Source organism: Bradyrhizobium sp. P5_C12, from assembly GCF_054049735.1.
In genome coordinates this window covers 108,785-127,247 of sequence record NZ_JBFULU010000001.1, presented here as the reverse complement: position 1 = coordinate 127,247, position 18,463 = coordinate 108,785, and the positions used below count along the sequence as shown (strand labels likewise).

Sequence of the window (18,463 nt, the reverse complement as noted above, 5' to 3'; positions counted from 1 at the left end):
ACATTACGCCTGTCCACGCCGGCTCTAGGGCTTCCCAATCACCATTGCGATGGCCGCCGCCACGAAGGGAAACGGAACCGAAGCCGCGCAGCGGAACCAGACGAAACGGGCGGGCATGAACGGAATTTCCCACAAAATCACCCGCTGGAAGGCGAACAGCGCCCAGGCAACGACATAGGCGACCACCTGCGGCACCCCGCCGCCCGATTTCAGCGCCACCGTGCCGATGGAGAAGCCGATCACCGGGCCGCCGGGCGTGGCGGCGCCGGCGACCACGGCGGTCGCGACCCCAAGCCAGCAGCTGTCAGGCCCGAGCCAGCCGGTGATCACCTCCTGCGGGATGATGGCGGCGATATAGCCGGAGCCGATCACCCCCAACGCAATCCGCGGCACGATGTTGATGAAATCCATCGAACCTTCGCGGAGCGAGGCCTTGAACACCGGTGGGCCGCGGCGGAAGGCGATCAAACCGACGCCGAAGACCGAGCCCCACAGCAGGATGTCGATGAGAAGCGCGGCGCTCAAGTCTCGTCGTCCTTCATGGCTGGCTTCGGATACATCCGGACATAGACGAAGCGGCCGAGCGCGCCGGCGAGCACCGGCAGCGGCAGCGAGATGACGATGCGCCACAGCGTGAAGTCGGTGCCCATGATCGGGATTTCCCAGGCCACCGCCCGGCCATAGCCGATCAGGGTCCAACTCACGACCATGGCGATGGTGGCGCCGAAATCGGCCCCGACCGCCAGCAGCGCGCTCGCCACCGGGTAGGCCGTGAAGGGTCCGCCCGGCAGGATCGCGCCGAAGGCGGTGCCGATCAGGAGGCCCTTCAGCCCGGACTTCGGCCCCAGCGAGCGCGAGACCTTTTCGTGCGGCAGGATCTCGGAGATGAAGGCCCCGAGCAGGCAGCCCGCCAGCACGCGCGGCAGGATGCCGCCGAACAGCGAGAGGTCGTGGGTGAGGATTTCGAGGACACCGCTGGTGCCGTCACGCCGCCAGACCAGCGCCGCGCTCACCGCCACCAGGGCTGCAATGATGATCGTCGACCAGCCGATCGGCTTGCGCACACGGCCCGGCCGCGGCTCGGACTCGGCGTCAGCGGCAGGCGCCGGGTCTTTTGGGGAAGATTCTGACAACGGGCTTGGATCGGATGGAGGGAGGCCCGTCCTGATTAAGGAGGCCCTGCCCCCGATGCAAACGGAACGATGACGGGGCCCATGCGCGCCCTGCGCAGGGCTATGCGGGCGGCAGGCAGACTGTGCGCAGCAAAAAGGCGGCCGCATGCGGCCGCCTTTTCTGTCATTCCGGGGCGCACGCAGTGCGAACCCGGAATCTCGAGATTCCGGGTCTGGTGCTGGCGCACCATCCCGGAATGACGAGGTGAGATCTCACGCCTTGTCGAACAGCGACTCGACGTATTCCCAGTTCACGAGGTTCTCGACGAACGCCTTCAGATAGTCCGGGCGACGGTTGCGATAGTCGATGTAGTAGGAATGCTCCCAGACGTCGCAGCCGAGGATCGGGGTGGCGCCGTGCACCAGCGGATTCTCGCCGTTCGGGGTCTTGGAGATCTCGAGCTTGCCGTTCTTGACCTGGAGCCAGCACCAGCCGGAGCCAAACTGGCCGACGCCGGCCGCCTGGAAGTCGGTCTTGAACTTCTCGAAGCCGCCGAGGTCCTCGTTGATCTTCTTCTCGAGCTTGCCCGGCAGCTTGGTGCCGCCGCCATTGGGCTTCATCCAGCTCCAGAAGTGGATGTGGTTGTAGTGCTGGCCGGCATTGTTGAACACCGCGGGGTTCTTGCCGAACGAGCCCTTGACGATCTCCTCAAGGGACTTGTCTTCCCATTCGGTGCCCTTGAGCGCGTTGTTGCCGTTGGTGACGTAGGCCTGATGATGCTTGTCGTGGTGGAATTCCAGCGTCTCCTTCGACATGAACTGGCCGAGGGCGTCATAGGCGTAAGGGAGTGGGGGCAGCGTAAAGGTCATGGGTTGTTGTCCGCGACTGATGGGGAACTGGCTTAACGGGGACTCTTATAGAAGGTTCCACGGCCGTAAAATACCGCCAATTTGCGAAAATGCGTGATGCGGCCGATTGGCCGGATTGCATAAAATCGACGCAAGCGTGCGGGGCGCTTCGACAGGCCGTAAAATATCATTGCCTTTGAGGCGCTTATGGCAGAACGAACGCACCACGACGCGGAGATGCGGAAGAGAGAGCGATGAGCATCGAGATCGACATTCTGAACGGCGACGCCGCGTGGCCGATCGCAAAGCCGCTGCTCAGCGCGGTCTGGGGCCAAGACGCCGCGGAGAAGCCAGCCTGGGCTCACATCAAATGGGCCAATGCCGATCTTCGCGTGCTGATCGAGACGCCCGAGGACGGCCTGGTCTGCCATGTCGGCATCTATTTCCGGACCGTCACCTGGAACGGGCAGAAGGTCCATGCCGGCGGCATCGGCGGCGTCTGCACGCGCGAGGATCGGCGCGGTCGCGGCTACGCGACCGTGGCGATCGACGCGGCCATCCACACCATGCGCGCCAACGAGGCGGTCCGCTTCGGGCTGCTGTTCTCCGAACCGCACAATTTTGCGTTCTACGAAGCCCGCAGCTGGCTACCCTTCAAGGGCGAGGTCTATTGCGAGCAGCCGGAGGGTCGGATCCGCTTCGACGACATGGCGCCGTACGTCTTCAACATCGTCCGCGCGCCGACGCTGGGCACCATCGACCTCTGCGGCCTGCCCTGGTGAGCCCTGCGTGACGAGCGGCTGGCGCGGGCGCAGACCACCCGGTAATATGTCGATCATCATCTGATATTCCGCCCGGTGGACATGACGATCGACGCCCCGATAGACACCGTCCCGCCGCGCGCGCCGGTCGCTTCTCCCATTGCCAGCCTGCTGACGGCGCCGATCCTGCCGACGCTGCTGCGGCTGGCGATCCCCAACATGATCGCGATGGTCGGCAGCACGCTGGTTGCGATCGCCGAGACCTCCTATATCGCCCGGCTCGGCACCGTGCCGCTCGCCGCCATCGCGCTGGTGTTTCCGTTCGCGATGCTGACGCAGATGATGAGTGCGGGCGCGATGGGCGGCGGGGTCTCGTCCGCGATCAGCCGCGCGCTCGGCGCGGGCCATCGCGACCGTGCGGCGACGCTGGCGCTGCATGCCGGCATCATCGGCCTCTCCGGCGGACTGTTGTTCACGGTGATGATGCTCGCTTTCGGCCGCTCGCTCTTCACGCTGCTCGGCGGCCGCGAGCGCGTGCTCGAGGAGGCCTCCGGCTATTCCCAGGTGCTGTTCTCCGGCGCGATCGCGATCTGGCTCGTCAACACGCTGGCCTCGGTGATCCGCGGCACCGGCGACATGCGCCTGCCCTCGATGACGCTGATCGGGGCGAGCCTGGTGCAGGTCGCGCTCGGCGGCACGCTGGGGCTCGGCCTGTTCGGCGTGCCGCAATTCGGCATGCGCGGGGTCGCTGCCGGCCAGTTGATCGCCTTCAGCTGCGCCGCGATCTTCTTCCTCTGGTATCTGCTGTCCGGCCGCAGCCGGCTGCCGCTGAATGTCCGCGCGTTTCATTTCGAGCGCGCGATGTTCTTCGACATTCTCAAGGTCGGCGCGGTCGCCTGCCTGTCGCCGCTCCAGACCGTGCTCACGATCCTGATCTTCACAAAAATCCTGGCGACCTTCGGCACCGAGATGCTGGCCGGCTATGGCATCGGCTCGCGGCTGGAATTCTTGCTGATCCCGATCACTTTCGCGTTCGGCATCGCCTCGGTGCCGATGGTCGGCATGGCGATCGGCGCGGGACAGTTGAAGCGCGCGCGACGTGTCGCCTGGACCGCGGCTGCGGCCTCCGGGATCACCGTCGGCCTGATCGGCCTCGTCGTCGCACTCGATCCGTCGCTGTGGGTGTCGCTCTTCACTGGCGATCCCGGCGTCACCGCCGCCGCACACAGCTATTTCCACTGGGCCGGCCCAGCCTTCGTGTTCTTCGGCATCGGCGTGTCGCTGTATTTCTCCTCGCAAGGCGCGGCGCGCGTCGGCGGCCCCGTGCTCGCCTCCACCGCGCGGCTTCTGATCGTCGCGATCGGCGGCGTTGGCCTCGTCGTGGCGCAGGCGCCGGCCTGGACGCTGTTCGCGCTGATCGGCGGCGCGATGGTCGCGTTCGGGCTCTTGACCGCGGCCTCGGTCGCCCTGGTGCGCTGGGGCAAATGAGCGCAGGCAAATAAGCGCGGGAATGTGATTCCATCGGACGTTGCACTATCCTGACGGGCTGCTATGGAGGCGCTCCATTTCGGGGCTGTCTCCATGACATTCAGATTCGCTGCTTTTCCTCTCCTCCTGGCTGCGCTCCTCGGTGCGACAGCCGCCCATGCGCAGAGCACTGACGCAAGCGGGACCTGGCTGACCCAGGCGGGCGATGCACGGGTGAAGATCAGCAAGTGCGGCGGCGGCATCTGTGGCGTCATCGTCTGGCTGCGCGAGCCCCACGACACCGCGACCGGCCAGCCCGCGACCGACAGCAAGAACCCCAATCCCGCGCTGGCCAGGCGCCCGATGCTCGGATTGCCGCTGTTCAGCGGCATGCAGCCCGCCGGCCCGAACAAATGGTCCGGCCAGATCTACAATGCCGACGACGGCAGCACCTATGCGAGCAGCGTCACCGTCACGGGCGCCGACGCGCTGCGGGTCGAAGGCTGCGTCGGCGCGCTCTGCGGCGGCGAGACCTGGACGCGGGCCGGACGCTAACTCGCCAGCATCGCCTTCAACGCCGTCGCCGCCGAGGCGTAACCGCCCCGCGCGCCGTCGATGAAGTGCACGTGATCGCTGCGCAGCGCCGAGGGCGTGAAGCATGTCATCATCGCCGCGTCCTGCTGGTAGAGGCCGTAGCGCACGATGCCGTCGCGCGCCGCCGCCGCAAGGCGATCGCTCAGCGCGCGCGCGAGCTCCGGCGTGCAGTCCAGGATCATGCGCAGGCTGTCGTCATATTTTCGGAAGTCGGAATTCTCGACCACCTGCCGCGTGTAGAGCTTCGGCACGAAGCCGCCGACCTTGAGATCGAAGCGCATGATGAGATAGACGAACAGCGTGTAGGCCAGCACGCTGGCGCGACGCGTGAGCAGCGAACCACCGCGCTTGGTGCGAGCTTCATAGTCCAGCCCCTGCGGCGGCCATTTCAGCGGCGGCCCCTGCGACGGCACGGGCCGGCCGGCATCCGGACTGCGCTCGACGAGATGGATGACATCCTCGATCACCTCCCGGAACGCCTCCGCCTCGGCGCCGCGCGCCGGCACCACCAGCACCGACAGGATCGTTCCGCGCGAGGCTGGAATCTCCTCGAACCGGCAGGACAGCCCGGAGAGATCGGGCTGCGTGCCGGCGGGCGCCTCGGTGACTGCGAACTCGCCGCGCTTCATCGCGGCATCGGCCCAGCCGAGCCCGCCGCCGGAGAACATCGCATAGGACAGGTTCGCCGACGGACCGAAGCGCGCGACGCGCACGTCGAGGCCCCGGGAGCGAATGGCACTCACCGGCACCAGCGCGACGCGCATCTTCAGATCGAGATCTTCCCGCACCCAGGTCGCGGTCGCGGCCAGCGCGTCGCGGGCGGAAACGAGATCGCCGGGCGCGACCGCAAAGCTCGCGCCGTCGCCGCCGAACACGAAGGGGAATTCGCGCCCCTCTAGCGCATTCGTCACCGCCGCGATCACCGCGGCTCCCGCCATATTGACCGCCTTGTAGCGCTGCGCCGCGATCGCCTTGGTGGACTCGACGATGTCGGCGACGCCGATGGTCCAATCGTCAGGCAGCGGCGAATACAGCTTGGGATCCATCAGGCTGGTGAAGCCGCGGAAGACGGGAATGCTGCCGTAGAAGGATTCGCCTGATGTCATCGGGGAATGCCGGATGGTTGGGAAGCGTGTCCGAAGCAGATACGTGGCAGGATCGATCCGGGTTCGCGGCGGGCGCGGCCCTCGTAGTCCCGATCATTGGCTGAAATTCAGGCGGACAACAAGGTCACGCCGCGCCGCATTGCCGCAGTTCGTCATTGATCGGCATCAAACAGCCGGCCGCAAAGGGCGCCTAGGATCACCCGATCTGGCGTCGTCGCGAGGGATCATCGCCGTGTCTGACTTCGGCAACAAGGACCGGACGCCTCCGCTGCGCCGGCGAACGGGGCTCGACCCGATCAGCGCGGTGAAGATGCCGGAACAACTGACCTCGGCCGTCGATGCCTGGGCCGAAGCGCGCCATCTGTCACGCTCTGATGCGATCTGCAGGCTGGTCGAGCTCGGCCTGAGGATCGCGCCCGCGGCGCCTGCAGCATCGGCGCACACCACCGCGTCGGAGGCGGCCAGGATCGAAGAGCTGGCGGTGCACGAGATCGACAGCCTGCTCGATCCCGCGTTGCCGCCGGACGAACGCGAGCGCCGCATTCGTCGCCTCACCGAGGGACCGCCGGAATTTTCACACGAACGGATTGATCTGCCGAAGCACGAGACGTGAGCGATGCACGCTAGTGCAGCTTCTCGTCCTGACGCTTGCGCAGCGAGGGCGCCGGCACATCGTGGCAACCCACGAGCCGTACGAATTGCTGCGGATACATTTCATGGCCGTGACCGCCGGAATTTTGATGTGTCATCGGCGGGCAAAGAGAGTCGTCCGGCTTCGCGCGGGATTGCTCGGTCCGGCCCTGATGTGAAGCGGTCATGTTCGACGCGGTCATGCACTGCTCCCTGTCGATTAGGGCAGATCGATTGACGTAACCCAATCGATTGCGGGGCATCTTACGACCAAATCCGGCTTGATGTCATTGAGCCGGATCAACTCAATTGTGGCGGCGGAGTTCCGATTACGCCGTGTTCCCCGCATCGATCGTGAACACGGTGCCGGTTACGTTGCGGCCGCCCTCGCCCAGGAGATATTCCACCATGCGCGCAACGTCGTCCGTCTCCGGCAGGCGCCGCAGCGCGCTGCGGCCGGCGATGCGCTTGCGTCCTTCATCGGAGAGATTATGCGTGAGCTCGGTGTCGATGAAGCCGGGCGCGATCGCATTCACGGTGATGCCGAGCTTGCCGACCTCGCGCGCGAGCGAGCGGGTGAAGCCGGTGGCGGCGGCCTTGGTCGCGCCGTAGACCGCGAGGCCATTGTAGCCTGTGGTGGCGATGATGGAGGAGATGTTGATGATGCGGCCCGCACCGTCCGCCATCATCTGGCGCGCGACATATTTGGTGAGGATGATCGGCGACAGCACGTTGAGCTGGACCAGCGCCTCGATCTGGGAATTGTGCATGGTGGCGAGCAGGCCTTCGGTACCGAGGCCGGCATTGTTGACGAGGCCATAGATCGCGCCGAACTCCTCGCGGACGAGCTTCGCGAATGCCGGGATCGCATCGATCACGGCAAGATCGCAGGCGCGGAAATGCAGGCGGCCCTCGGACTCGGCGATCGCCGCCTTGAGCTCCTCGCTCTCGCGCCGCGCCGCCGCGATCACGTTGTAGCCGGCGCCAGCCAGGCGCCTGCCGATCGCAAGGCCGATGCCGCGGCTGCCGCCGGTGACGAGAACATTATGCATCGGTGCGCGCCAATTTGCCGGCCGGGGTGACGTCGAGCGCCTCGACGAAGCGGATCACCGCCGGCACCTTGTGGGAGGCGAGTTGCGCGCGGCACTGATGGACGATCTGCTCACGGATCTCTTTCGCCCGCGCCGGATCGGTGCCGTCGGCGAGGATCACGTCGGCAACCACGATGCCGCCGGTGATCGGGCTGCGCCGCGATTTCGCCCGCGACATCCTTACGTCGGGATGACGATTGATCACCGCCTCGATCTCCTCGGGATGAACCTTCAACCCGCCGATATTGATGATGCCGCCACGGCGGCCGACGAAATAGTAGCGGTCGCCGCGCAGCTCGACCATGTCGCCGCTGTCGACGAACCCGTCGTCGTCGGCCAGTGCGGACGCCTCGCGGCCGATATAGGCATGCGCGGTGCGGTTGGAGCGGATGCGGAGCGAGCCATCGACGACCTTCATCTCGACCCCGTTGCGATTGCCGAGATAGTTTTGCGGAAAGCCTTCCAGCCCGTCATTGACGGCGAAGCCAACGCCCGCCTCGGTCGACGCATAGGCATGGCCGATCGAGGAATCCGGGAACGCCACCTTCAGGCCGTCGAGCACCGCTTGATCCGCGATCTCGCCGGAGAGACGGACGTAACCCGGCCTGAATTGCGCGGCCGAGCCGCTCATCAACAGCTTGCGCCAATGCGAGGGCGTACCGGAAATGTGGGAGACACCACGCGCATTGAGCCGCGCGACATGATCGGCGAGCGCCTCATGCGGATCCGACAGCACCATCGAACCGCCGGAGAGCACGGCGCGGAGGAAGATTTGCAAGCCGCCATAGCGGCGAATGTCGTAGAATGTGGCCCACACCGGCGCCGGCACGCGCGCGGGACCTTCGGCCACGATGGCGCCGGTGAGTGCTTCCAGCGTATGCCCGGCGATCTTGGGCACACCGGACGTGCCCGAGGTGAGCATCAGCCATTCGGTGGCGCGCTCGGTCTGGGCGGGAGCGGTTGATACCAGCGGCAATTGTGCGGTGACGACCAGCGGAACGCCGGTCTCGGCCCAGCGATCGGGCTCATCGGTGATGACGGCATCGATCCCGGCATCCGCGATCAGCGCGTCCAGATGCGCCGGGTTGAGATCCGGCGGGCACAGCAGCATGCGGCGGGCGATGCCGTCGAGCTCGATCATGGCAAGGCCCGACCGGAGCTGGTCGGACAGTTTCAACAGCACCGACCGGCCGGACAGCTCGCGCAGGCGGCCGCCCAGAACCGTGTGCGACAGGATGTCCGTCAGCGACACGACATCGTGTGCATCGGACAGCGTGCGGCCCGTCAGCTCCGCGCCGAGATGGTCGCGAAGCGCGAAGATTTCACGCGGGGACATTTTCGTAGGCCCGCACGAAATCGCCCACGGTGGCGGGGAACGCAGCGTCCTCGGAAATGGTGAAGGGATCGACGCCGGTCTCGTCCTCCAGGCGCGCGACCAGGATCGCGAAGGCGAGCGAGTCGAAGCCCGTCTCGTGCAACGACAAATCGTCCGAGAGTTCGGGGAGCGTGACGTGCTGCTCTTTGGCGATCTGCTTGATCGCTTCAATAACCTTTAACCTTACCGACATGGCTGGCTCGCTTCTGTTATCGATCGTTCGTGTTGCGGCGGCTCTTGATGACCGCCTCCCCATGGCCGTCTGTTTACCCGACAGAAGTAAATGTCCTCTTGGACAATTCAGATAAAATTGGACCTATCTCCGGATTTGCCGTGAGCTCACTGTGAGGTGAGCACTACTCTCTCATTCCCTCCCCCCTTTTATCCGTTTAGAACCTGATCGCACCGTCGACGATTTGGGCATAAGCCTCGGAAGTCAGTGCGACATAGTCGCCGGATTTCGGCTCCGCCACGAACAGCGGGTCGCCGATCGCGACCGGATCGAATCCCTCGCGCGCGAGCTCGCCCTTCTTCTGCTTGAAGGTCTCGGTCGCATCGAGCTCGTGCGAGATGCGGATGAAGAGCGGCCGCGCATAGGCCGGCAGGCGTTGCGCCAGATGCGCAGGCAGCGCCGCGATATCAAAACCCTCGTTCACGACGATCGCGCTCATGCCGGCGCGGCCGTCGGTGCCGGGAACGCTGACGCCGTAGGTGGTGGCATCGACCACCCCGGTGAAATCGCGCACGGCGTCGTTGACCTCCGAGGTCGCGACGTTCTCGCCCTTCCAGCGGAAGGTGTCGCCGATCCGGTCGACGAAATGGAAGAAGCCCTTGTCGTCGAGCCGCATCAAATCGCCGGTGCGGAACCAGGAATCGCCCTTGGCGAAGACGTTGCGCAAAATCTTCTTCTCGGTCTCGCCGGCATCGGTATAGCCCTCGAAGCGGCCGCCGCCCTGGTCTGCGGTGCCGATGCGACCGATGGCTTCGCCGGCCTCGCCGCGGGCGCAGGCGAAGCAGAGCCCGTCTTCGTCGCGCAGCGGCGCACCGCTGTCGGGATCGAGCTTGACGAGGCTCGCCGGAAAACGGTGCGCGAGCAGCGGCGGAATCCGGCCGATCGCGCCCGGCTGGCCCTCGACGTTGAACAGCGAGAAATTGCCTTCGGTCGCGGCGTAGAATTCGAGGATGCGGGGGATAGCGAAGCGCGTCTGGAAATCCTGCCAGATGTCGCCGCGCAGGCCATTGCCGCAGGCGAGCCGCAGGCGATGGCTGTTCTCGTATTCCGACGGCGGCGCTTTCAGCAGATAGCGGCAGAGTTCCCCGATATACTGGAACAGCGTGCAATCATGCCGCGCGACGTCATGCCAGAAATTCGACGCCGAGAATTTTTCCGCGATCACCACCGAGCCGCCGGCGGCGAGCATGCTGCACGGCGCGACGATGCCGCCGACCGAGTGGAACAGCGGCAGGCAGTCATAGAGCCGGTCTTGCGGCGCGGCCCCCGTGAGGCCGGCGAACCAGAAACCCCAGTTGAGGATGCGGCGGTGGCTGATGCTGGCGGCCTTTGGCAGGCCGGTGGTGCCGGAGGTGTAGATCAGGAGCGCACGGTCGTCGATGGTGACGTTGCCATGCTCATCCGGCGCGAGCGGGCCGTCGTCGAGTGCCGCGAGCGCAACGTCGATGGCCCGCTCGCTGCGGGCATCGCCGTGGGTCCAGATTTTTGCGTCGGTCTTCAGATGCGGTTTTGCACTCTCCAGCGTCTCCGCCAGGTCGTGCGCGACGATGATGTGCGAGGGCTTTGCGACGTCGATGCAATGGGCCAGCGACTGTCCCACCAGCTTTATGTTGATCAGCGCGACAACACCGCCGACGCGGCTGATGCCGAGCCAGGCGGCGACGTAATCGATGCCGTTCGGCATGATCAGCCCGACGGTGTCGCCCTTGGCCACGCCGACCGAGCGCGCCCATCGCGCATAGCGGTTGATGCGCTGCGACAGGCCCTGATAGTCGAGGCTTGTGTCATCGGTGACCAGCGCGGCGCGATCGGGCTGGCGCCGTGCCCAGTCGTCGACGACGTCGGCGAACAGCCGGCCCGGCAACGTCTCGATCCGCGCGGTGAGCTCGATCGCCTTCAGCCAGATCTTTGAGGCCGAAGGTGCGCGCGCGGTTTTCGGGGACTCGATGACACCGGTGGTCATGCCGTTCATTCTTTCGGAACGTATTTGCTGGTTCCGGCAGCTTAAACCCGCGCGCCCTGCCCAGGTGTTAAGAGACAAGGTAAAACTCGGTTAGCTCACGATTAACTCCAGTCATCCTTTACCAAGCCGACGGGAACGGCGTGCGGCGTGGGACGATTCTTGCGATAGCAAATCCAGTCATTCGGACGCTGTGCGCGTGTCCCCTCGCCCCGCTTGCGGGAGAGGGTCAGGGTGAGGGGGACTCTCCACCAGGTAGGTGACAGACGACTCGCGGAGAGTCCCCCTCACCCGGCGCTTCGCGCCGACCTCTCCCCGCAAGCGGGGCGAGGTGAACTGGAGGCGACCATGATCACCAGGCGACATTTCATTCAGACCGCCGCCTGCGCCGCAGCCGCGCTGGCCGCGCCGCGCGCATTCGCGATCGGCAACCCGTCCTATCCCTCGCGCAGCGTGAAATGGGTGGTGCCTTATCCGCCGGGCGGCGCCACGGACGTGCTGTCGCGGCTGATCTGCCAGCGGCTGTCCGACCGGCTCGGCCAGACCTTTGTGGTCGAGAACAAGCCCGGCGCCGGCAGCAATATCGGTACACAGGCGGTGATTACGTCCACACCGGATGGCTATACGCTGCTGCTGACCTCGACGGCGAATGCGATCAACGCCTCGTTCGATCCGGCGCTGCCATATGATTTCGCCAAGGGCATCGCACCGGTCGCCGGTGTCGCGCGCATTCCGCTGGTGCTGGTCGTCAACAACGACCTGCCGGTGAAGACCGTCGCCGACTTCGTCGCCTACGCCAAGGCCAATCCCGGCAAGATGTCGATCGCCTCCTCCGGCATCGGCACCTCGCTGCATCTGTCCGGCGAATTGTTCAAGTCGCTCGCCGGCGTCCAGTTCACCCACGTGCCCTATCGCGGCTCGGCACCGGGACTGACCGATGTGATGAGCGGCCAGATCCAGGGCATGTTCGACAACGTCACCTCGTCCTTCGAGCTGGTGCGCGCCGGCAAGCTGCGTGCGCTCGGCGTCACCACGCGCGAACGCTCGGAGATTCTGCCGGACGTGCCGCCGATCGCCGCGACCCTCCCCGGCTACGAGACCAGTTCGTTCTACGGCGTCGGCGCCCCGCATGACACGCCGCGCGAGATCGTCGATCTCCTCAATCGCGAGATCGACGCCGCCCTCTCCGATGCCGGGATCAAAGCGCGCATCGCCGAGCTCGGCGCTATCCCGCTGCACGGCAATGCCGACGAGTTCGCCAGCATGCTGACCGCGGAGACCGACCGCTGGCGCAAGGTGGTGCAGCTGTCGGGGATCAAGAAGGAATAGCGGCGGACAACTTCGCCACGGCAGCATCTATTCGGCGATCTCCCTGCTAATCCCGCGATCCAGATTGCGATTGAGACGTTTCAGGAGGTCGCACAAGGTCGCGACCTCGGCATCGCTAAAGCCCTCGACCAGTTCGGCCCGACCGGCGTGCAGCGCCGCGCGCAGCGCCGGCATCCTGGCCAGCGCCTTCTTCGTCAGCGAGACCAGGCTGCTGCGGCCGTCCGTGGGATCGGGCGCCCGGCGGATCAGGCCGTCACGCGCCATGCGGGCGAGCGTCTGCGCCATCGAGGGTTGCTCGATCCGCGCCAGCCGGGCCAGGTCCCGCTGCGACATTGCGCCACCATCGCGCAAGAGATAAAGGACCGGGAGCTGGCCGGCGCTGGCGCCGAACGGCTTCAGGCGGCGCTCGGCAAGCCGCATCAATCCGCGCGATGCCATGTTGATGAGCGGCGCCGGCGTGCTGAACAATTCCAGATCGAAGTCAGCAAGCGGCGCCTGCTCGTCGGTCGCCATCGTCGCACCTTCCCGCTTCGAATCAGCCATTGCATAGGTACCTATGTTTAATATATAGGAGCCTATATATCAGTTGTCAGGAGTCTGTCCATGGTCTCGCGTCCCCGTATCGCCGTCATCGGCGCCGGTCCCGGCGGGCTGACGCTCGCCCGCATCCTGCATTGCGCCGGGATCACTGCGACGGTCTTCGAGAAGGAGACGCATGCGCTGGAGCGCCCGCAGGGCGGCACGCTCGACCTGCACGCCGATGACGGCCAGCTCGCGCTGAAGCGCGCCGGGCTCGAGGCCGAATTCCGCCGCATTGCCCGCTACGAGGACCAGGGCAGCCGGCTCTGCGACAAGCACGGTACGCTGCTGTTCGCCGACGACGATGCCACCGACGGTGACCGGCCCGAGGTGGACCGCACCGCGCTCAGGGAGATCCTGCTTACGTCGCTGCCCGACGGCGCCGTCCGCTGGGACCGCGCGTTGCGCGAGGTGTTTCCCGAAAGCGACGGCACGTTCACGCTCCAGTTCGAGAACGCGACCGAGGGCCCGTTCGATCTCGTGGTCGGAGCTGACGGCACCTGGTCGCGCGTGCGCCCGCTGGTCTCGTATTATGAGCCGCAATATACCGGCATCACGTTCATCGAATTCGGCATCGACGATGCGGACGCGCGCCACCCGGCGCTTGCAGCGCTGGTCGGCCGCGGCAAGCTCGGCGCAGAGGGCGACGGCCGCGGCCTGATCGTGATACGCAACGGCAACGCTCATCTCCGCGGCTACGCCATTTTTCGCGTCCCGGGCGATTGGGCTGCGCGGACCTTCGATTTCACCTCGCCCGCAGCGGTCCGCACGCGGCTGATCGCCGAGTTTGCAGGCTGGTCGCCAAAACTGCTCGATCTCATTCGCGCCAGCAACGATATGCTGGTGGCGCGCTCGATCTATGCGCTGCCGGTCGGCCATCATTGGCCGAACCGTCCCGGACTGACGCTGCTCGGCGACGCCGCGCACGTGATGTCGCCGTTCGGCGGCGACGGCGTCAACATGGCGATGCTCGATGGTGCGGAGCTCGGCCGGCATCTCGCCGAGCATGCCGACTGGCGCGTGGCGGTCCGCACCTACGAGCGCGAGATGTTCGCGCGCGTGGCGCTTCCTGCCGCCCACGCTGCAGAAGCGGTCGCGACCGAGCTCTCCCACATCGGGCCGGAGCTGTCGTTGCAACACATGCAAGGCTACCTCGCCGCCCGCGCGGCAGCTGGCGCCGCGGTTACTGGAGAGCAGCGATAACGTCCGGCGCTAGCCGCTTCTGTTGTGGCGCCAACGCGGCGGCGGTGCGTTCACGGGATAGTAGGGATTGAGATCGCAGGTCGCGGCGCGGCCCGCCGCCGTGGCGCGGCACTGCGGCAGCGAGGTGAAGGAGCAGTCATACCACTCCCCGCCGCCACCGCTCGAGCCGGAATAGACGTGCATGCAGACGGGATAGCGGGGATCGAAGGTCTGCGCATGCGACGGTGCGGCGGTGAGCAATGCACCGACGGTCGCGATCAGGCCGAATGAGCGACGCATGAAAACCGTCCCTGGAAGCCGCATCGCGGCGCTACTGCTGCACCTTCTTGTGACGCCGGCGCGGCGGCGGCGGCGGTTCGTCGAAGGCATAATAAGGATTGAGGTCGCAGCTCGCCGAGCGGCCAGAAGCCGTGGCGCGGCACTGCGGCAGCGAGGTGAAGGAGCAATCGAAATAGTCGCCGCCGCCACCGCCGAAGCCGCCCGGCATGTAGACGTGCATGCACACCGGGTAGCGCGGATCATAGGTCTGGGCGCTGGCATCCGCCGCAACGAACAGCGTGGCAATCGCGGTGAGGGTCAGGATCGGCAAACGCATGGAAACATCCTCGAATCGGTGGCGTCGGCGACCTGATGCCGACGGCCTCATATGGCATAACACCACGCCGGAGGCGACTGTTCCGGGGGACAGATGACGGCAAGGTGAGTGCGGCGCGTGATGCACCGCACGGAAGCGATCGGTCCGCTCCGTCACCCTCCGCCAGCGGCCTCGCAGCATATCGTCGTCAAGCCCGGGCACGACGACTGCGATCAATGGCGCTAACCGCCGAGCCCCTGCAACACCAGCCGGTTCAGCCGCGCGGCAAACGCAGCCGGATCCTCCGGCAGCTCACCATCCAGAATCTGCGCCTGTTCGAGCAGCAGCATGCTGAGATCGTCCACCGCCCTGGAGCCGGCCTGCGCCTTGGTGATCGCCGAGACCAGCGCATGGCGCAGATTTATCTCCAGGATCGGCTTGGTGTGCGTGCCGCGGTTCTGCTGCGCCAGGATGCGCTCGAGCTCGCGGCTCGGACCCTGGCTGTCGGCGACGAGGCAGGAGGCGGAGCTGGTCAGGCGCGTCGAGGCCTTGACGTCGCTGACGCGGTCGCCGAGCGCGGCCTTGATCACGGCGATGGTGGCGGCTTCATCGACGGCCGGCTCGTCCTTCTTCGCGTCATCGGCCGCGTCGACGCGCGGGATCAGGTCGAGGTTGAGATCGCCCTGGCTCAGCGACTTCAGCGGCTTGCCCTCGAAGTCCGATGGCATCGAGGTCCAGAAGGCATCGACGGGATCGGACAGCAGCAGCACCTCGATGCCGCGCGCGGTCGCAGCTTCCAGCCGCGGATTGGACTTCAGCCGCTCGATGCTGTCACCGACGAGGTAATAGATCTCGGTCTGGTTCGGCTTGAAATCGGCGATGACCTCCTTGAGCGAGCGCCTCTCGCCCGACGTCGTGGTGAAGCGCGACAGCGCCAGCAGCTTTTCGCGACGCTCGAAATCCTCGTAGATGCCTTCTTTCAGCACCGCGCCGAAGGCGTCCCAGATCTTTGCGAAATTCTCGGCGTCCTTCTCGGCGAGGCTTTCGAGCTCGTTGACGACGCGGGTGGCCACCGCCTTGCGGATCTGCGCGAGCTGCGGATTGTTCTGGAGCATCTCGCGGGAGATGTTGAGCGGGAGATCCTCGCTGTCGACGACGCCGCGGACGAAGCGCAGATATCCCGGCAGCAGATCGGCATCGTCGGTGATGAAGACGCGACGGACGTAGAGCTTGACGCGGCCCTTGCGCGACGGCTCGAACAGGTCGAACGGCTTGGTCGCCGGCGCGAACAGCAGCACGGCGTAGGAGTAACGCCCCTCGGCGCGATAGTGCAGCGTCATCGCGGGATCGTCGAAGGCGGAGGCGATCTGCTGATAGGCCTTCTTGTAATCCTCCGCCGAAAGCTCGGATTTCGAGCGCTGCCACAGCGCGCTCGCCGAGTTGATCTGGCGCGGCTCGCCCTCATCCGGCACGAGCTCGATCGGGAACAGGATGTTGTCGGAATAGGCGCCGACGACCCGCTCGATCTCGTAGGTCTCGAGATATTTCCTGGCGTCGTCCTTCAGGTGCAGGACGATCTCGGTGCCGCGCTGCACGCGCGCGGCATCCTCGTCGCTGGCGCGGGCGATCTCGAAGCCCGAGCCGCCCGAGGAGGTCCAGGTCCAGACGTCGCTCTCGCCGGCGCGGCGGCTGACCACGACGATCTTCTCGGCGACCATGAAGGCGGAGTAGAAGCCAACGCCGAACTGGCCAATCAGGCCGAGGCCATCCTTGGCCTCCTTCAGCTTCGACACGAACGCCTTGGTGCCGGAGCGGGCGATGGTGCCGAGATGGTCGATCAGCTCCTGCCGCTCCATGCCGATGCCATTGTCGGCGACCGTGAGCGTGCCGGCCGTCTTGCTCGGGATGATGCGGATCTTGGGCGCGTCGCCCTCACCCAGCAGCGCCGGACTTTCGATCGCCTCGTAGCGCAGTTTGTCGCAGGCATCCGAGGCGTTGGAGACGAGCTCGCGCAGAAAGATATCGGTCTCCGAATAGACGGAGTGCACCATCAGGTGCAGGAGCTCGGAAACCTCGGCCTGGAAGGGCTGCGTATGCGCAGCCGTGTCTGACGTCGTCATGCGTTTACCCGGTCAAAACGAAGGGGAAGAAACCCGGGATATAACGCGAAGGGATAGGGGATCAAGTGGACGTGAAGGATCGCCCTCCCGGCGGGAGGGCGAATGGCCCCGGGGCCGATCGCGGAGGCCGATCGCGGATCAGGTCACGCAGCGGCCGGGCTGGAGCAGCTTGGCGACCTCGGTCAGGGAGCTGACCATCGGCTCGCAGGCGATGGTCGGCTTGTTGCGCCCCTGCTTCTGGTTCTGATTCTGGAGCATCGTCGCCGGCTTGGCATTGCCGGTCTCGATGACGGCGGGGACCCGCAACAGGACCGACGTTTCGGCCAGGTCGTTCAGCCGCATCGACACGGTGCGGGTGGGAACCGCCGCCTGCTTGAGATCGGAGAGCCGGTCGGCCTTGCCGGAACGGTTGACGGCATGAGTGGGCTTCTCGGCCTGGCCGGGCTTGTCGGCGACCCCCTGCCAGCGGTCGGCCAGATCATGGCCGAAGGCCAGTTGCGCGGCGCCAAGCGTCGCGGCGATTGCAATAGCGCTCAAAAATGCCTTGAAAATCTGTGACATGGCTGTCGGTCCCTCGCCCCATGGCGATCGTGGGAACAACGCAGGGGGAGGACCGGGAGTTCTCAACAGTTAAGATCACTTAACCGTGTGCAAAAAGTCGCGAACCCACCAAAAAAAATCGCAACCGCCGGGAACGACTTCCGCGCCCGGGAGTCGTCTCAACAGCCGGCTATTCCCCCCTGCCCCATAAGCCGGCGACGTAGGGCGCGACTGTGGTGATGCCAGTCGCGCCTTACTTTTGTCTGGGGTTCACTTCTGTCTGGCGTCTACTTCGCTTTCCCCGCGAGCCAGTTCCGCCCCTCGCCATAGAGCTTCTCGACCTCGGCGCCGGTAAGCCCCGGCATGTCGCGCTTGACCTTGTAGCCGATCAGCTCCTGCATGTAGGCGAGGTGGCGGTAGCCTTCGGGCAGCGCGGCCAGCGCCTTCTGATCGAGTTGAAGCGTCGCGGCGGGGTCGACCGGATCGATCCGGTCCTTCTCGTAGATCGGCTGGCGGCGGACGATGCCCCATGTGCCCTGCCGCTTCTCCAGGAAATCGTAGAAGCGCCCGGTGCAGACGACGTCGCAGAGCACGTCGTGCACGGGGGCGCGCTGCGAGATCGTCATCTTGGTCTGGGCGATGGCCCGCTCGCCTGAAAGATCAATGCTGGTGCCGCCGAGGAAATGCAGGATACGCACCCCCTTGGCAAACCCCTCCTGGCTGACGCGCATGAAATCCCGCGCCGGCCCCTGAAACCAGGTGGCGGACATCCAGCCCTCTTCGTGCCAGACGGTAGCAAAGCGCTCCCAGTCACCGGCATCGCGCCACACCGCCCAGTTCTCGACGAGGTCGCGGATGGCGAGACGATCGAGGAGTTGCTGGTCCATGGTACGTCTCTCCCGGCGGCTTGAGGCTGCGATGATTGTCATCGCTCCGAAATA

Annotated in this window: 21 protein-coding genes; 6 read left to right on the top strand and 15 right to left on the bottom strand. The window is 65.8% G+C overall.

Annotated elements, in window-relative coordinates:
• Window positions 1-24: 24 nt before the first annotated feature.
• The 3 genes from ACXJMY_RS00625 to ACXJMY_RS00615 all read right to left on the bottom strand — a co-directional run bounded on the left by ACXJMY_RS00625 (window position 25) and on the right by ACXJMY_RS00615 (window position 1,982).
• A complete protein-coding gene (locus ACXJMY_RS00625) occupies window positions 25-525 on the bottom strand; it encodes a hypothetical protein (RefSeq protein WP_456617377.1) in 501 nt (166 codons plus the stop codon).
• A complete protein-coding gene (locus ACXJMY_RS00620; protein WP_456617376.1) occupies window positions 522-1,133 on the bottom strand; it encodes a permease in 612 nt (203 codons plus the stop codon). The genes ACXJMY_RS00625 and ACXJMY_RS00620 overlap by 4 nt, the downstream gene beginning before the upstream one ends.
• 252 nt (window positions 1,134-1,385) lie before the next feature.
• The gene (locus ACXJMY_RS00615) at window positions 1,386-1,982 is read right to left on the bottom strand and encodes a superoxide dismutase (protein ID WP_456617375.1); all 597 of its coding nucleotides are present in this window, start codon (window positions 1,980-1,982) and stop codon (window positions 1,386-1,388) included.
• Window positions 1,983-2,215: 233 nt separating this feature from the next.
• On the opposite strand from ACXJMY_RS00615, the gene ACXJMY_RS00610 reads away from it, so the two are divergent.
• The 3 genes from ACXJMY_RS00610 to ACXJMY_RS00600 all read left to right on the top strand — a co-directional run bounded on the left by ACXJMY_RS00610 (window position 2,216) and on the right by ACXJMY_RS00600 (window position 4,744).
• Window positions 2,216-2,743 (top strand): GNAT family N-acetyltransferase, encoded by a 528-nt coding sequence (locus tag ACXJMY_RS00610; protein WP_456617374.1) that lies wholly within the window; start codon window positions 2,216-2,218, stop codon window positions 2,741-2,743.
• An 81-nt stretch (window positions 2,744-2,824) separates the two neighbouring features.
• The gene (locus ACXJMY_RS00605) at window positions 2,825-4,210 is read left to right on the top strand and encodes an MATE family efflux transporter (protein ID WP_456617373.1); all 1,386 of its coding nucleotides are present in this window, start codon (window positions 2,825-2,827) and stop codon (window positions 4,208-4,210) included.
• A gap of 93 nt (window positions 4,211-4,303) precedes the next feature.
• A complete protein-coding gene (locus tag ACXJMY_RS00600) occupies window positions 4,304-4,744 on the top strand; it encodes a DUF2147 domain-containing protein (RefSeq protein ID WP_456617372.1) in 441 nt (146 codons plus the stop codon).
• On the opposite strand, the gene ACXJMY_RS00595 is transcribed toward ACXJMY_RS00600, so the two are convergent.
• Complete coding sequence (locus ACXJMY_RS00595) at window positions 4,741-5,889, bottom strand: DUF3095 domain-containing protein (protein WP_456617371.1); 1,149 nt, start codon at window positions 5,887-5,889, stop codon at window positions 4,741-4,743. The two genes, ACXJMY_RS00600 and ACXJMY_RS00595, sit on opposite strands and share 4 nt — an antisense overlap.
• Window positions 5,890-6,112: 223 nt before the next feature.
• On the opposite strand from ACXJMY_RS00595, the gene ACXJMY_RS00590 reads away from it, so the two are divergent.
• Window positions 6,113-6,502: a hypothetical protein gene (locus ACXJMY_RS00590; RefSeq protein WP_456617562.1), complete on the top strand. Its 390-nt coding sequence runs from the start codon at window positions 6,113-6,115 to the stop codon at window positions 6,500-6,502.
• Between the two features lie 10 nt (window positions 6,503-6,512).
• On the opposite strand, the gene ACXJMY_RS00585 is transcribed toward ACXJMY_RS00590, so the two are convergent.
• The 5 genes from ACXJMY_RS00585 to ACXJMY_RS00565 form a co-directional block, all read right to left on the bottom strand.
• A complete protein-coding gene (locus tag ACXJMY_RS00585) occupies window positions 6,513-6,722 on the bottom strand; it encodes a hypothetical protein (RefSeq protein ID WP_456617370.1) in 210 nt (69 codons plus the stop codon).
• Between the two features lie 126 nt (window positions 6,723-6,848).
• Window positions 6,849-7,571 carry an SDR family NAD(P)-dependent oxidoreductase gene (locus ACXJMY_RS00580; protein WP_456617369.1) on the bottom strand — a complete coding sequence of 241 codons (723 nt, stop codon included), beginning with the start codon at window positions 7,569-7,571 and terminating at the stop codon, window positions 6,849-6,851.
• Window positions 7,564-8,946 carry a class I adenylate-forming enzyme family protein gene (locus ACXJMY_RS00575; protein WP_456617368.1) on the bottom strand — a complete coding sequence of 461 codons (1,383 nt, stop codon included), beginning with the start codon at window positions 8,944-8,946 and terminating at the stop codon, window positions 7,564-7,566. The genes ACXJMY_RS00580 and ACXJMY_RS00575 overlap by 8 nt, the downstream gene beginning before the upstream one ends.
• Window positions 8,933-9,178, bottom strand: a complete 246-nt coding sequence (locus ACXJMY_RS00570) for an acyl carrier protein (RefSeq protein WP_027552082.1) — start codon at window positions 9,176-9,178, stop codon at window positions 8,933-8,935. Before ACXJMY_RS00570 ends, ACXJMY_RS00575 begins: the two co-directional genes overlap by 14 nt.
• A gap of 196 nt (window positions 9,179-9,374) precedes the next feature.
• Window positions 9,375-11,189 (bottom strand): long-chain-acyl-CoA synthetase, encoded by a 1,815-nt coding sequence (locus ACXJMY_RS00565; protein WP_456617367.1) that lies wholly within the window; start codon window positions 11,187-11,189, stop codon window positions 9,375-9,377.
• Between the two features lie 336 nt (window positions 11,190-11,525).
• On the opposite strand from ACXJMY_RS00565, the gene ACXJMY_RS00560 reads away from it, so the two are divergent.
• Complete coding sequence (locus ACXJMY_RS00560; protein ID WP_456617366.1) at window positions 11,526-12,506, top strand: Bug family tripartite tricarboxylate transporter substrate binding protein; 981 nt, start codon at window positions 11,526-11,528, stop codon at window positions 12,504-12,506.
• A gap of 27 nt (window positions 12,507-12,533) precedes the next feature.
• Here ACXJMY_RS00560 and ACXJMY_RS00555 read toward each other — a convergent pair whose 3' ends face one another.
• Window positions 12,534-13,019 (bottom strand): MarR family winged helix-turn-helix transcriptional regulator, encoded by a 486-nt coding sequence (locus ACXJMY_RS00555; RefSeq protein ID WP_456617561.1) that lies wholly within the window; start codon window positions 13,017-13,019, stop codon window positions 12,534-12,536.
• A 90-nt stretch (window positions 13,020-13,109) separates the two neighbouring features.
• Here ACXJMY_RS00555 and ACXJMY_RS00550 point away from each other — a divergent pair, with 90 nt between their 5' ends.
• Complete coding sequence (locus ACXJMY_RS00550) at window positions 13,110-14,288, top strand: FAD-dependent oxidoreductase (RefSeq protein ID WP_456617365.1); 1,179 nt, start codon at window positions 13,110-13,112, stop codon at window positions 14,286-14,288.
• Between the two features lie 9 nt (window positions 14,289-14,297).
• Here ACXJMY_RS00550 and ACXJMY_RS00545 read toward each other — a convergent pair whose 3' ends face one another.
• From ACXJMY_RS00545 to ACXJMY_RS00525, 5 genes are all read right to left on the bottom strand, one after another.
• Window positions 14,298-14,567, bottom strand: coding sequence for a DUF3551 domain-containing protein (locus tag ACXJMY_RS00545; protein WP_456617364.1), 270 nt, complete (start codon window positions 14,565-14,567; stop codon window positions 14,298-14,300).
• Between the two features lie 31 nt (window positions 14,568-14,598).
• Entirely contained in the window at window positions 14,599-14,883 is a 285-nt protein-coding gene (locus ACXJMY_RS00540; protein ID WP_456617363.1) for a DUF3551 domain-containing protein, read from the bottom strand.
• A gap of 221 nt (window positions 14,884-15,104) precedes the next feature.
• Window positions 15,105-16,982 carry a molecular chaperone HtpG gene (gene htpG / locus ACXJMY_RS00535; protein ID WP_456617362.1) on the bottom strand — a complete coding sequence of 626 codons (1,878 nt, stop codon included), beginning with the start codon at window positions 16,980-16,982 and terminating at the stop codon, window positions 15,105-15,107.
• A 138-nt stretch (window positions 16,983-17,120) separates the two neighbouring features.
• Window positions 17,121-17,543 (bottom strand): hypothetical protein, encoded by a 423-nt coding sequence (locus ACXJMY_RS00530; RefSeq protein ID WP_456617361.1) that lies wholly within the window; start codon window positions 17,541-17,543, stop codon window positions 17,121-17,123.
• Between the two features lie 266 nt (window positions 17,544-17,809).
• Entirely contained in the window at window positions 17,810-18,409 is a 600-nt protein-coding gene (locus tag ACXJMY_RS00525; protein ID WP_456617360.1) for a nuclear transport factor 2 family protein, read from the bottom strand.
• Window positions 18,410-18,463 lie beyond the last annotated feature (54 nt).

Bases quoted from the DNA above. Each gene is read 5' to 3' on its own strand.
- ACXJMY_RS00570 (WP_027552082.1), bottom strand. From the start codon at position 9,178: ATGTCGGTAAGGTTAAAGGTTATTGAAGCGATCAAGCAGATCGCCAAA.
- ACXJMY_RS00580 (WP_456617369.1), bottom strand. From the start codon at position 7,571: ATGCATAATGTTCTCGTCACCGGCGGCAGCCGCGGCATCGGCCTTGCG.
- ACXJMY_RS00555 (WP_456617561.1), bottom strand. From the start codon at position 13,019: ATGGCGACCGACGAGCAGGCGCCGCTTGCTGACTTCGATCTGGAATTG.
- ACXJMY_RS00600 (WP_456617372.1), top strand. From the start codon at position 4,304: ATGACATTCAGATTCGCTGCTTTTCCTCTCCTCCTGGCTGCGCTCCTC.
- htpG (WP_456617362.1), bottom strand. From the start codon at position 16,982: ATGACGACGTCAGACACGGCTGCGCATACGCAGCCCTTCCAGGCCGAG.
- ACXJMY_RS00615 (WP_456617375.1), bottom strand. From the start codon at position 1,982: ATGACCTTTACGCTGCCCCCACTCCCTTACGCCTATGACGCCCTCGGC.
- ACXJMY_RS00560 (WP_456617366.1), top strand. From the start codon at position 11,526: ATGATCACCAGGCGACATTTCATTCAGACCGCCGCCTGCGCCGCAGCC.
- ACXJMY_RS00540 (WP_456617363.1), bottom strand. From the start codon at position 14,883: ATGCGTTTGCCGATCCTGACCCTCACCGCGATTGCCACGCTGTTCGTT.
- ACXJMY_RS00550 (WP_456617365.1), top strand. From the start codon at position 13,110: ATGGTCTCGCGTCCCCGTATCGCCGTCATCGGCGCCGGTCCCGGCGGG.
- ACXJMY_RS00575 (WP_456617368.1), bottom strand. From the start codon at position 8,946: ATGTCCCCGCGTGAAATCTTCGCGCTTCGCGACCATCTCGGCGCGGAG.
- ACXJMY_RS00605 (WP_456617373.1), top strand. From the start codon at position 2,825: ATGACGATCGACGCCCCGATAGACACCGTCCCGCCGCGCGCGCCGGTC.
- ACXJMY_RS00595 (WP_456617371.1), bottom strand. From the start codon at position 5,889: ATGACATCAGGCGAATCCTTCTACGGCAGCATTCCCGTCTTCCGCGGC.
- ACXJMY_RS00585 (WP_456617370.1), bottom strand. From the start codon at position 6,722: ATGACCGCGTCGAACATGACCGCTTCACATCAGGGCCGGACCGAGCAA.
- ACXJMY_RS00610 (WP_456617374.1), top strand. From the start codon at position 2,216: ATGAGCATCGAGATCGACATTCTGAACGGCGACGCCGCGTGGCCGATC.
- ACXJMY_RS00525 (WP_456617360.1), bottom strand. From the start codon at position 18,409: ATGGACCAGCAACTCCTCGATCGTCTCGCCATCCGCGACCTCGTCGAG.
- ACXJMY_RS00545 (WP_456617364.1), bottom strand. From the start codon at position 14,567: ATGCGTCGCTCATTCGGCCTGATCGCGACCGTCGGTGCATTGCTCACC.
- ACXJMY_RS00530 (WP_456617361.1), bottom strand. From the start codon at position 17,543: ATGTCACAGATTTTCAAGGCATTTTTGAGCGCTATTGCAATCGCCGCG.
- ACXJMY_RS00565 (WP_456617367.1), bottom strand. From the start codon at position 11,189: ATGAACGGCATGACCACCGGTGTCATCGAGTCCCCGAAAACCGCGCGC.